This is a genomic window from Burkholderia sp. AU4i (assembly GCF_000466765.1).
Taxonomy (GTDB): domain Bacteria; phylum Pseudomonadota; class Gammaproteobacteria; order Burkholderiales; family Burkholderiaceae; genus Burkholderia; species Burkholderia cepacia.
Genome location: NZ_ASSI01000043.1, coordinates 52662 through 65444 on the forward strand (window position 1 = coordinate 52662; position 12783 = coordinate 65444).

Consider the following 12783-nt stretch of genomic DNA (forward strand, 5'->3'; position numbering starts at 1 on the left):
GACGGTTTCCCGTGATGCCACCGGGTTCACGGGAATCCTCGACAAAAAAGACAGAGGGCCTCGCCGATGCCGGTTTCCACTGGTTTTGACCGCAACGCATTCAGGGCGTATCCGCTGGACGGCGCGCTGCTGCGCTTTCACCCCGCGACAGGAACGCACGTCCGGGTCGAGAACGCGTCGACCCGCCACTTGCGGCGCCTCGCACCCCGGGTCGTGATGTTCGGGATAACGAACAAGTGCAATCTGTCTTGCGACTTCTGCTCGCGTGATGTGCGGCGCGACAGTGCCTGGTCCGTCGAGTCGGCCGCTAACGTCCTTCGCGGCCTCGCCGCGGGAGGCACGCTGGAAGTCGCCTTCGGCGGCGGAGAGCCGTTCGCGTTCCGTGGATTCGCCGAGCTGATCGACATCCTTCATTGCACTACGCCGCTTGCACTGAACGTCACGACCAATGGAACGCTGATCCGGCGCAACACGTTTGCGCCCTACGCGGGCCGCTTCGGCCAGGTTCGCGTCTCGCTCTACGACGACGTGCGCTGGCGCGACGCGGGCGCGGTCCTGTCGGAATACGGGCAAAGGTGGGGCGCCAACCTGATCGTCGACGACGCGGTACTGCCAGGCCTCCCCGCACTGCTGGCCGAACTGGCCGCGCTGGGTTGTCAGGATGTCTCGTTGCTGTCGTACATCGGCCCCGATTTGCGCAGGCACCTTTCGCCGAGGGGGCGCGCGCAGCTCGCGGCCATCGTGCAGGATTCGCCGATCGTCTGCCGCCTGTCGGTGTGCTTCGGCGACGCGGTGCCCGTATCCAGATTGTTCGACGGAGCCGATGGCAGTGGCGACTGCGGCGCGGGGCTCGACTTCGTCTCCATCACGCCCGATCAGCGCATGCAGGGCTGTTCGTTCCAGGACGGCGGCCTGCCTGCCGCCAGTGCGGAGGACATCTTGCACGGGTGGCGCAACGCGCGTCCGTACCTGGAGCAACCAAGCGTGCGGCGCGGTTGCGCACGTCGCGGCGCAGATGCCGGTCGAACCCGGTCAACGCCACCGGTCAGCGTGTGGCAGGCATTCTCCGGCAACAACAGCGGCGAGTGCGTGATGGTCGCGAAATTCGAGACCATCGCGGATGCGGACGCCTACCTCGCACAACTGCTGCCGTCATGGGCGCCCGATGCCGAGTATTCGTCCGAGTGGAAGCGCCTGTTCAAGGAAGAAGCGGTCGCGGGGCCGGGCTTGTCGGGCGGAGGGTCGCCTCGCGAGCTGGCGGCGATCGGCCGCTCGGTGATCGCGACGGGATACGAGGCAGACGACCTGTTTCCGGAATTGCGTGCGCTGGCCTGGAAGAAAGGCGCATACGTGGTGCCCGACGGCATCCACGCCCACGACGTGTTCCTGCTGGCCGCGGTGCGTGCGTCAGGCGCGGACGACGCACGCGATCTGGCCGCCCGGAAGCCCCATCCCGCCGCCAGGACCTGGCTGCATGGAGAGGTCGTCCTCGTCACGCTCGAGCTGCAGGGTGACGGCGCTCCAGGTGAACTCGTCGAGATCCGGCAACTGCTCACCGACTATTGCGCCGGTCGCCCGCTCGCCGCGGAACTCGTGTTCGACGACATCGACGACGCGGCCATGCTGTCGGTCAAGAAGCGGCTCGGCGCGGAAATCGGTAGAACGCCAAGGCTTGCACTGCATTTCGGCTCGCGCGAGGATTCCGCCGAGCGCGCGGTTCGATTCGCGCAAATGATCGTGGAAGGCCAGGCCAACGTCGCCGGCACGTGTGTGCTGGTATCGGGAATCGAGCGGCGCAAGCGGCTCGCGGTGCTCGCCTATCGGCAGGGTGCGCATGTCGGCGCCATCGACGGCCCGGAAGTGCGCGTCAGCGCCTGGTTTTTCGTGCGTGATGCCGCACCCCGGAAAGGCCGGCGCGCGGAACCCGGCGAGATCGATATCGGCCTGGTTCGCGAAGCGCTTCACCAGCGCTTTCCGGGCGGCGTTCGCATCGAAGTCAAGGCGGGATATCGTCGGGGTATGGCCTTCGTGAACATCGTCACCGCGGACCCCGGATATGCTTTCGGTCAACTCGAGCAGCTTGCGGCGTCGTTCGATGCGAGGCTCGGCATCGGGGTGCACGAGGTCGATCCGCTGGCGTTTGCCGTTCGACGCGTGATCGCGGACGTGTATTCCTGACCTTCAACGCAACCCGCCGGGCGCGCGCAATCGTCTTTCTGGAATGCGCGTTTTCGGCCCTCAATCGATCCGGGTATCCCGCAGTCCGGTCGCGTCGCCGTCGCTCACGCCCGCCTGCCCGTAGCCTGCGCCGCCAACGCGGCCCGCTCGATCCAGCGGATGGCCGGCGCATCGTGCTCGCCCGGCGCGGGCCTGCCGATCAGGAAGCCCTGCACCTCGCGGCAACCCGCATCGGTGATGCACGCCAGTTGCTCCTCCGTCTCGACGCCTTCCGCGACGGTCGTCACGCCGAGACGCTTGCCGAGATCGGCCACCGCGCACACGACGGCCGCGCAGTCCGGTCGCGAGATCGCATCGCGCACGAAGCTGCCGTCGATCTTGATCTTGTCGAACGGAAACGCGCGCAGATGCGCGAGCGACGAGAAGCCCGTGCCGAAATCGTCGAGGGCGACGCGCACGCCCATCGAACGCAGCGCGCGCAGGTCCGCGATCGCCTTGCCCTCGTCATGCAGCAGCGCGGTTTCCGTCACCTCGATTTCCAGCCGGTCGGGCGTGAGGCCGGCGCCGGCCAGCGCCGCCGCGAAGGCCGGCACGATCGTGCCGTGGCCGAGCTGCGCCGCCGACACGTTCACGGCGACACGCGCGCCATCCGGCCAGCGCGCCGCCTCCCGGCAGGCATGGTCGAGCACGAAGCGGCCGAGCCGGTCAATCAGGCCGCCGCGCTCGGCCATCGGAATGAAGTAGCCCGGCGAAATCCAGCCGGAGCGCGGATGATGCCAGCGCAGCAGGGCCTCGCGCGTCGTCACCCGGCGGGTACGGACATCGACGATCGGCTGGTAGAACACGTACAGCCCCTGGTTCTCGTCCAGCGCGACGCGCAGCTTCGATTCGAGCGCGATCCGCTCCTGCGCGCGCGTTTCCATGTCCGGCGAGAACATCCGGTACGTCCCCTTCCCGGCTTTCTTCGCCGCATAGAGCGCCATGTCCGCGCGTGACAGCAGCACGCCGGCGTCGTTGCCGTGATGCGGCGCCAGCACGCAGCCGATCGACGCGCCGATGCGGAACTGTCGCTCGGGCGACGGCGCATAGGGCGCGACGAGCGTGTCGACGAGCCGCGCGGCCGCGCCCATCGCGCCGTCCGCGTGGGTGTCGCGCAGCAGCACCGCGAACTCGTCGCCGCCGATGCGCCCGAGCATCATCCCCGGCTCGGGACACTGCCCGCGAAGGCGTTCCGCGACCTGGCGCAGCACCTCGTCGCCCGCCGAATGCCCGCACGCGTCGTTGATCAGCTTGAAGCCGTCGAGGTCGATGAAGAGCAGCCCGAGCGTCTTGTCGGAGCGGCGCAGGCTCGCGTCGAATTCGGCGAGGAAGGTTGCGCGGTTCGGCAGGCCGGTGAGCGAATCGTGATGCGCGAGCTGGTGGATGCGCGCTTCCGCCTCGGCCTGCTGCGTGACGATCGACCACGAAAGCATCGGGCCGATATAGCGCCCCTCGGCATCGCGCCCCGCCGAGACCTGGAAGTCGAGCACTTCCGGCCCGAGCCGCACGCGGCCGCGATGCGGCAGGTTCGCCGGATCGGCGAGCAGGCGGCGCTGGTGCTGCGGGTGCGGATGGAAGAAGTCGATCGACGCGCCGAGCGCATCGTCCGCACGAATCGGCAGCAAATGCTCGATCGAGCGCAGCAGGTTTCGCGACGCCGTGTTCAGGTAGTTGATGCGGAACGTCTCCGGGTCGGCCGTCATCACGGCCAGCGGCATGTCGTCGATCATCCGCATCAGCCGCGTCTGCGCCTGCTCGCGCATCCGCGATTCGGCCTGCGCGTCGACGGTGCGCACGAAGCCCCGGTAGTTGACCGAGATGACGGCGATCAGCGCGGCCGACACGAAAGCCATGTTGACCGCGGTGGCGACGAGCGTCGGCTGGCCCGTCGAGAGGAAGAACGCGATGAACGCGGCGTTGACGATCACGGCCACGATCAGCGCGGCCGTGCGCAGGTACATCAGGCTGAAGATGCAGCCGATCACAGTGATCGCCATGTAGAACGCGACCTGGGCCTTTTGCCACGCGTCGCCGTACGGGAACAGCAGCAGCGCCCAGAGGGTGAACGTCACCGCGATCGGGATCACCAGCCAGTTCGTCATCGTGAGCGCACGCGACACGGTGTCCGGCGTCGGCTCCACCAGCCGGGCGCGGCGCCAGTGCAGCAGCCGCGCGAGCGACACGAGCGTCATTGCGGCCGGCATCGCGACCGACAGCCACCACGGCGTGCTGCGCAGGTGCGTGACGGCGAGGCTCCAGGTGCTCGAGATGAGGATCAGGTACATCACCGGGAGCTGGCCGGCGAATACCCGGAATTGCGCCGCGAGCAGGTCCGGGTTCCGGGCCGGCGCCGCGATGCTTGCCAGTCTGACCATCCGTGCGTAGTGGGTTTTCATGTGAGCCTGCCTGCTGCAACCCGCGTGCGGATTGCCGTATCCGGCGTCGTCGGTTACCGGCGCGGGCCCGGATCCAGCTCGGCCGTGACGGCCGATCCGGACGCGGGAACCGTCGCGCTGGCGCGGTTGCTGCCGGTCAGCGCGATCTGCCCGCTGCCGACAATCTCGTTGAGTGGTGCGGGCCTGCCGAGCAGGAAGCCCTGCGCTTCGTCGCAGCCTTCGTCGGCCAGCAGCACGAGCTGGTCGCGCGTCTCGATGCCTTCGGCCAGGATCGGAATGCCCAGGCTCTTGCCGAGCGCGAGCACGGCGCGGATGATCGCGCGATCCTGCGGTTTCGCTTCCGCGTCCGCGACGAACGACTGGTCGAGCTTGATGCGGTCGAACGGGAACGAGCGCAGCGTGTCGAGCGACGAATAGCCGGTACCGAAATCGTCGAGCGCGATGCTCACGCCCAGCGCCTTGATCTGCCGCAGCGTGTCCAGCGCGCGCTCGCGGCCGGCGAAGATCGTCGATTCGGTCAGCTCCAGCTGCAGGCGCGACGCCGGCAGGCCGGTTGCCTCGAGCACGTCCGCCACGAGCGCCGTCAGGTCCGCGTGCATGAACTGCACGGCCGATACGTTCACCGCGACCGTATAGGGCGGCTCCCACGTGGCCGCCCGCGCGCATGCCTCGCGCAACACCCATGCGCCGATCTCCAGGATCACGCCGTTCTCCTCGGCGAGCGGAATGAACTCGGTGGGCGGGATCGTGCCGAGCGTCGCATGCTGCCAGCGCAGCAGCGCCTCGTAGCCGCGGATCTCGCCGGTCGTCAGCGACGTCTGCACCTGGTAGTGGATGCTCAGCTGGTTGTCGGCCACCGCGCGGCGCAGGTCGGCCGCGAGGCTGCGGCGCGCGCGGACGATCAGGTCCATCGCCGGCTCGTAGAAGCAGATCGATTGCGCGACGCTGCCCTTGGCACGGTACATCGCGAGGTCCGCGTTGTTGATGAGGATCGCCTTGGTGGCGGCGTCGTCCGGGTAGATGGCCACGCCGAAGCTCGCGCCCGGCACGACCTCGTAGTCGTCCAGACTGACCGGCTTGTAGAGCGCCGGCTCGAGCCGTTCGAGCAGATCCATCAGGCGGGTGTCGTCGCCCATCCGGCAGAGTGCCGCGAATTCGTCGCCGCCGATGCGGGCGACGAATTCGCCTTCGCGCAGCACGTTCGACATGCGCCGCGCGAGGATGCGCAGCACCTCGTCGCCGGCGTGATGGCCGCGCAGGTCGTTGATTTCCTTGAAGCGGTTCAGGTCGATGCCGATCAGCGCGAGCTTCGTGCCCTGCTCTTGCGCCAGCGCGATTTCGAGGTCCAGCCGCTCGTTGAAGCTCGCCCGGTTCGGCAGGCCGGTCAGCATGTCGCTCAGTGCCAGCCGGCGCAGGTGCTCGAGCGATTCGGCCCGCACGTTGCTGTCGATCACGTAGCTCACGAGCCCCGTGCAGACGATCACGAGCGACGTACCCGCGACCGCCAGCGCGAGCGGACGCAGCGTGTTCACGTCGGTCCACGCGCCGTCGAGCGTCAGCGGCGTGATGCGCAGCGCGGACATCCCGGTGAAATGCAGCGCGAGGATCGCGAGCGACAGCACGCCGGCCATCTGGTTGACCGCGTGCGGCGACGGCCGCAGCGCGAGGTGCAGCGCGAGCGCCGCGAGGGTCATCGCCAGCAGCACCGACGCGACCAGGTAGCCGATGTCCCACGACACGATGCCCTCGACCCGCCACGCGAGCATGCCGGTGTAATGCATCAGCACGATCGCGACGCCGACGATCGCGCCGCCGAGCGCGGGCGCGATCCTGACGATGCGGCAGGTCGTCAGCGCGAAGCCGATCGTGCTGCCGCCGACCGCGATGAGCAGCGACACGAGCGTGAGCGGCAGGTCGAATTGCACGGGCGCGCCGGCATCGAAGCCGAGCATCGCGATGAAGTGCGTGCACCAGATCGCCACGCCGGCCGAAATGGCCGTCAGCACCTGCCAGCCGAGCCGCTGCATGCCGGAGGTGTTCACCGTGCGCTGGAACAGGCGCGCGGTGACCCACGAACCGGCCCCGCACAACAGCGCGGCAAGCAGGACCAGCCAGTGATTGTGCCGATAAACGATGCACCCTAAAACTGTCGCCAAAACCTTTCTTCCCCTATCCGTCGCATGCGTGGATGCCGTTCCCGATCGAAACCGCGGGGCGATGCCGCTTCGATCAGGCGCGCCTTCCGGATATCGGCATGCGATGAATAAACTGAACGCCGCGCGGCGGCACGCAAACGATTGCCCGGAAGAAATTTTTTCTGGAAAAAGTGCCGGAACCAGACGGGGCGGGATATCGAAGGATCGGCCGATGGTTTGCCGATCGACCGCCGGGTGTGGGCGATGGGTGATACGGCTGGATTCCGCCGCGTTTCACCGTCGGGTTTCTTCCGGGTTCGTCACGGACGGCCGGAGAACGCGGCGCGGTGATCGAGGAAGGTGCGGCAGGTGCAACCATGTCGGCACGCCGTGCCGAAGAACGGGATATGCGGCTGGCGGGACAACAACCGGATTCCAAAGATCGACACGCGTGCGTCATTTGCCCGGGCGTCGCGTGGCCTCGACCGGCTCTCCGTTCTCCGACACGAAATGCCGCCACGCGATCGATCCTCGGGCATTCAACGCACTGGCCCACACGCCATCAATTCACCCCGACCGCGCTCCACGCGCGAGCGACCGTAGCGCTTTCGGCCGAATTCGCGCCGTACAGGTCGTTCGCCGCCTGGATCGATGCACGCCGCGCGTTCGGGTAGCTGGAGTTCGCGTTCAGATACACGGTCAGCGTCCGGTACCAGATCTTGCCGGCTTTCTCGCGGCCCAGCCCGGTGAAGGTCGTGTCGCCGTTGCAGACCAGTTTCGCCTTCGTCAGGCCGGTATCGGTCGACGGCACCGTCGGGCCTTCCGCCAGCAGGTAGAACAGGCGGTTGCCGACGCCCGACGTGAAATGCGGATCGTGGCGCGGATTCGACCACGAGAATCCGCCGGACGGGTAACAGCTGAACGACCGGCCGTCGAGGTCCTGCTTGTACATCTTGCGCAGGCCGCCGCTCACCACGCGCGCCCCGATCACGTAGTTGCCGGGATCGTTCGGGTTGTTCGCGTAGTACTTGACGAGCGTGCCGAAAATGTCGGAAGTCGCTTCGTTCAGCCCACCCGCGTCGCCCGAATAGTTCAGGTTGGCCGTGGCCTCGGTCACGCCGTGGCTCATCTCGTGTCCGGCCACATCGACCGACACGACCGGCTTCGGCAGGCTCGTGCCCGGCTGGCCGTCGCCGTACACCATGATGTGCGACGGCATCCATGCCGCGTTCGCGCCGGTCGTGCCGCTGCCGGTGTCGAACACCACGTGCGCGAAACTCTTCACGCCGCGCCCGTCGTTGAAGATGCCGTTGCGGTTGTGCGTCGTCTTGTAGTAGTCCCAAGTTAATGCCAGACCGTAATCGATGTCGGCGGCGACGGTCTGCCGGTCGGTGGTCGCGTTGTTGCCCCACACGTTCGTGCTGCTCGTGAAGATCGGCAGGTCGGTCGCCTGCTCGACGTCCTCCGCGATCAGTCCGCGGCCGTCGTATACGGAGCCGCCGCCGCGATTCGGATCGAGCATCCGGTACGCGTTCGTGCCGGTCTGGTCGGTGGTCAGCGTCAGGTTGCCGTAGTACAGCGAGCGGCCGGTGCCGGTCGCGGCGGCGGTCTTGATCAGGTCCTGCGCATCGAGCACGGCGCCCGTGCGTGCGTCGACGTAGTACAGCACCGCATCGCCGTGCACGTCGTTCGACTTGCCGTATACGCGCACCGCGTAGGCCAGCGTCGGCGTGACGTCGCGTGCGAACACCACGAGCTCCGCGTCGTCGACGCGGCGCACGTCCGAGTTGAAACGCGCGGTCGCGATGCGCTTGACCCGGGCGTTGCCGATGTCGGGCGCGTTGCGTATCACGGAGCGGTTTCCGACCTTGCCGATCGTGCCGGCGAGATTGATCGGCGCGAGCTGGGTCACGCTCGCCTGCTTCAACTGCCCCTTGCTCGAATGGACGACCACGTCACCGCCGATCACGGGCAGGCCCGCGTAGAAGCGGTCGAAACGCACGTGCTCGGTGCCGTCGGGATCGACGATCACGTCGCGCACCTCGAACTGATCGCCGTCCGTCGGCGCACTCGCCTGCGGCCCTGCGAACTTCAACGTGCGTGCTGCGCCGCCAGCGGCCAGACTGAAGGCGGACGGGTTCTGCTGGATCAGTTGCAGTGCCTTGTCGACCGTAGCCGACTGGTCGCCGGCCTGGGCAAAAGCACTGAGACTCGCGACGGTAATCGCGGTGATGGACAGCAGGCGAGACAGTTTCTTCATGTAATCCCCCGGTTATGTATGGGTGATGTTCGAGGAATGCATCAAGTACAGACTTTGATCCAGGACATGTCACGAACTGCAGAGGGATGCTAGGAGGTCATTTTTATAATTACAAGATATTTTCTGACAGGTTAATAACTTCTTTCTTCGACGTTAATCAAGTCATGATTTGGTTATAAATCTGAAATGATCGCGTCGGTTGCGATGCCGGTTTCGGCAACGCGGCATCGGCGGAATGCGCGCGCCGAGCCCGCCGTTATTGGGGAAAGGCAGTGCGTGGGTCGGGCGGACGGAAGATGTGAAGCTCGAGGTAACGCGGCAGATGCTGTTTGCTTTATTAAATATTGATTTTGATTATTGCCATTCCAGGCACTCCGCCGGACTTTTTAATGCTTTGCCGATTCTCGCCCTTGATGACACTGCCTTTTAATTCGTAGTAAAAGCGTCGCAAGCGACGCGCGAGAACATGTTTTCTACGAATCATTTGTTTGAGCGGCACGGCACAGCCGGCAGCATGAGCGGGTCACACTGCCTCTCGCATCGCCCTGTCCGCGCGGCGTGAAGCGGACGCACGGTCGCACGCCGCTGTTTTCGCGAGAGAAGCATACGGCCGATGAACCATCCGTCGACGCCTGCCGCCTTACCTGCCCCGCACCTTGACCTGCACCACCAGCCACGTCAGTGCCCCCAGCACGAATACGGCGAGCGTCCACGTGCCGCCATGGTGCTGCAGCACCGCGGCCGTCGCGGCGATGCCCGCCAGTCCCTGCTGCAGGAAACCGCACAAGGCCATCGCATGCGCGCCATGTTCATGCGCATCGCTGACGGCGGTCGCCATGCTGTTCGGAAACAGCACCGCCTGGCCGAAGATCGCCAGGCAATACAGCGCGATGAAGATCCACAGCCCGGTGAAATGGGTCAGCAGGCCGCTCAGCCACGACACCAGCATCAACGTGGTTGCGAACGCAAGCAACGCGGCGCCGGCATGCATCAGCCGGACGCCGCCGAGCCGCCTCACGAGACGGTTGACCAGCATCGCCCCGCTGAAATAGGCCACGCCGAGCAGCAGGCCGATACTGCCGAAGCTCGTCACGGCCAGCTGGAAATGCTCCTGGAACACGAACGGGCTCACCTCCTGCAAGGTGACGGTCGTCGCGAACCCCAGCCCACCCGCGCAGGCTGGCCACAGGAAGCCCGGGCGCCGCAGCAGGAGCCAGTAAGTACCGGCCAGGCCCGACGGTTTGGCGGCACGGCTTCCCGCCTTCAACGGCAACGCGTAAGACAGCGCGACCGCCAGCGCGGCGACAGCGGCCATCAGCACGAAACCCGTTTGCCAATGACTGTATCGGCCGATGAGCCCGCCGATGAACTGGCCACCGCCCAGGGCCGTGATGAAGGCGATCGACAACACGGAGAGGCGTCTCGCCAGTTCGTCGCCGCGCCAGTTGTCGCGGACGATGATTCGGGCGATGATCGCCGCGCCGCCGCCGCCGATGCCCTGGATGGCGCGCAACACGAGCAGCGCCGGTGCGGCCGTGCAGTTGGCGAGCAGCAGGCTGCTGCCGATGAACAGCAGCAGCGAAATCAGCAGCGGGCCGCGCCGGCCCCAGCGTTCCGCGGCAGCGCCCCAGAATGGCACCGGCAGCGCGGCACCGATCACATAGGCCGAGATGGATAACTCGGCGCCGCCTTGCGTCATCTTCAACTCGCGCATGACGACGGGCAGCGACGGCAGGTACACCGTCGTCGCCATTTGCGCCATGAATACGACCAGGCACGCCAGCGCCATCAGGGGAGCGGCCGACGCCGCAGGTTCGCACGGCGCACCGGCGGCAAGAACGGGTTTGTCGCTCATGCCAGCCCTCGATCCGATCGGGACGCGCATCCGGTCGTTGCCCATTCGAGCGCACATGACGGGCGCCCGTCGCGGGCGCTATCCGCGTACATGCGCGTCTGAAATCCGGTTTCGGTCGCCATCGCTTCTCTCACGTTGTTTTTTTTCGGGGTTTGCCGCGATTGTGTGCGGCAAGACTGAAGCGGCTGATTGTACAAAGGTGCGGGAAACGAGTGGTAGACGCCGAATTCAAATGACCGTCGGGGAGCGGCGAGGGGCTCCCTGCGCCGCCCGGCGCGACAATGCAGGACGTGTGGTGCGGCAAGCCGGGCCATGGCCGGTACTCAATGACGAACCGCCGTCGAGCGACCGCTTCGCGCATGAGGCACAATAGCCGCCTTCGACATTCAACCGCGATCAAACCCATGCGCTTCGTCGTCGTCGGAACCAGCGGGGCGGGGAAATCCACCTTTTCCAGCGCACTGGCGAAAGCAGCGGGCTGCCCGTACATCGAGCTGGATCGACTCTATTGGGGCCCCGACTGGACAGCCGTGCCGCCGGAACAGTTCGAGCGCGCCGTGCGGGCCGCGACGGCCGGCGACCGATGGGTCGCCGACGGGAACTACGGCGCCGTGCGCGACGTGCTCTGGTCGAGAGCCACCCACGTGATCTGGCTCAACTTCGGGCGGCGGACGGTGTTCTCTCGGGTGCTCTGGCGCACGTTGAGCCGCGGGCTCATGCGCACCGAGCTTTCGCACGGCAACCGCGAGTCGCTGCGGATGGCATTTTCGCGAGAGTCGGTGCTGCTGTGGTCGTACACCACGTTCGCCAGGAATCGTGTCAAGTTCGCCAGCCTGCGCGACGACCCGAAATACGCGCATCTGCACTGGACGGAGATCACCCGGCCTTCGCGCACCCGCGCGGTCATCGACATGCTGGCTCGCGCCGGCCGTTGAGCGCGGCGCGACGCGCGTTTGCGCCGATGCGAACTCACTTCACGGCCGCATTGCCTCCGTCGGCGAACAGGGCCGAGCCGGTAACGAAACTGGCCATCGGGCTCGCCAGAAACAGCGCCGCGGATGCGATCTCGTCGGGGCGGGCGATGCGCTTCATCGCGTGGAGCCCGGCCGCCCATTCCTTCTGCTCGCGGTCTCCCCCCATCGCGGTGTCCACACCGCCCGGCAACAGTGCGTTTGCCCGAATCCCCCGTGCCGCGTAGTCCGCGGTGATGCCCTTCACCAGTCCCATCAAGCCGGCCTTGGACGCACCATACGCGGACATGCCGGGTAGCCCGACGCTGGTCCCGACGAAGCTGGACGTGAAGACGATCGAGCCGCCGCCGCGTTCGAGCATCGCGGGAATCTGGTTGCTTGCGCCCAGGAAGGCCGCCGTCAGATTGGTAGACAGCGTGTGCTGCCAATCGTCGAGCGAGATGTCCGCGAGCGGTTTGAGCGGCCCGACGGTTCCCGCGTTGTTGATCGCGATGTCGAGACCGCCGAACTCGCGCAGCGCCGTCGCGACGAGCCTTCGATGCGTATCGGCGTGACAGACGTCGCCGGCGCAGGCGAACGCCTGGCCGCCGTGACGACGAATCTCGCTGGCCACCTCGTTCAACGTGGATTCGCTTCGCGCGCCCAATACGATTGACGCGCCATGCGCCGCGAACATCAGTGCGATCGCCCGGCCGATTCCGGTGGAGGCACCGGTGACGATGGCGACTTTCCCTTCGAGTAAGGTCATCTTCTTCACATCCCGTGAGTGAGGTCAGTCACGGCAATGTAGGCGACCGTTTGCAGGCAGGCACTCCGTTTCTTGCTGTTGAAATCCGGTGCGACGGCATCGCGGGTGGTGCGGCACGGCCATGTCGCGCGCTGCGGCGATCTGCACGGGATGGAGATGCGCAGCCTTCCCGCCCTGCACGGTCATTGAAACGGCAGCCCG

8 protein-coding genes are annotated in these 12783 nt (G+C 66.6%); 3 read left to right on the top strand and 5 right to left on the bottom strand.

Features of this window, described 5'->3' with window-relative positions; all coding sequences use genetic code 11:
- Positions 1 to 66 precede the first annotated feature (66 nt).
- Entirely contained in the window at positions 67 to 2178 is a 2112-nt protein-coding gene (locus tag L810_RS09285; RefSeq protein ID WP_021158121.1) for a radical SAM protein, read from the top strand.
- 104 nt (positions 2179 to 2282) lie between these two features.
- Here the strand turns inward: L810_RS09285 and L810_RS09290 are convergent, their stop codons facing one another.
- The 3 genes from L810_RS09290 to L810_RS09300 all read right to left on the bottom strand — a co-directional run bounded on the left by L810_RS09290 (position 2283) and on the right by L810_RS09300 (position 9008).
- Positions 2283 to 4613, bottom strand: coding sequence for a putative bifunctional diguanylate cyclase/phosphodiesterase (locus L810_RS09290; RefSeq protein WP_021158122.1), 2331 nt, complete (start codon positions 4611 to 4613; stop codon positions 2283 to 2285).
- A 53-nt stretch (positions 4614 to 4666) separates the two neighbouring features.
- Positions 4667 to 6769, bottom strand: a complete 2103-nt coding sequence (locus L810_RS09295; protein WP_021158123.1) for a putative bifunctional diguanylate cyclase/phosphodiesterase — start codon at positions 6767 to 6769, stop codon at positions 4667 to 4669.
- Between the two features lie 541 nt (positions 6770 to 7310).
- A complete protein-coding gene (locus tag L810_RS09300) occupies positions 7311 to 9008 on the bottom strand; it encodes a M4 family metallopeptidase (RefSeq protein WP_021158125.1) in 1698 nt (565 codons plus the stop codon).
- Between the two features lie 235 nt (positions 9009 to 9243).
- Between L810_RS09300 and L810_RS46990 the strand changes: the two genes are divergently transcribed.
- Positions 9244 to 9438 carry a hypothetical protein gene (locus L810_RS46990; protein WP_155836150.1) on the top strand — a complete coding sequence of 65 codons (195 nt, stop codon included), beginning with the start codon at positions 9244 to 9246 and terminating at the stop codon, positions 9436 to 9438.
- Positions 9439 to 9648: 210 nt separating this feature from the next.
- On the opposite strand, the gene L810_RS09305 is transcribed toward L810_RS46990, so the two are convergent.
- Entirely contained in the window at positions 9649 to 10908 is a 1260-nt protein-coding gene (locus tag L810_RS09305) for an MFS transporter (RefSeq protein WP_257008815.1), read from the bottom strand.
- 359 nt (positions 10909 to 11267) lie between these two features.
- Here L810_RS09305 and L810_RS09310 point away from each other — a divergent pair, with 359 nt between their 5' ends.
- The gene (locus L810_RS09310) at positions 11268 to 11798 is read left to right on the top strand and encodes a hypothetical protein (protein ID WP_021158127.1); all 531 of its coding nucleotides are present in this window, start codon (positions 11268 to 11270) and stop codon (positions 11796 to 11798) included.
- A 34-nt stretch (positions 11799 to 11832) separates the two neighbouring features.
- On the opposite strand, the gene L810_RS09315 is transcribed toward L810_RS09310, so the two are convergent.
- Positions 11833 to 12582, bottom strand: coding sequence for an SDR family oxidoreductase (locus L810_RS09315; protein ID WP_021158128.1), 750 nt, complete (start codon positions 12580 to 12582; stop codon positions 11833 to 11835).
- Positions 12583 to 12783 lie beyond the last annotated feature (201 nt).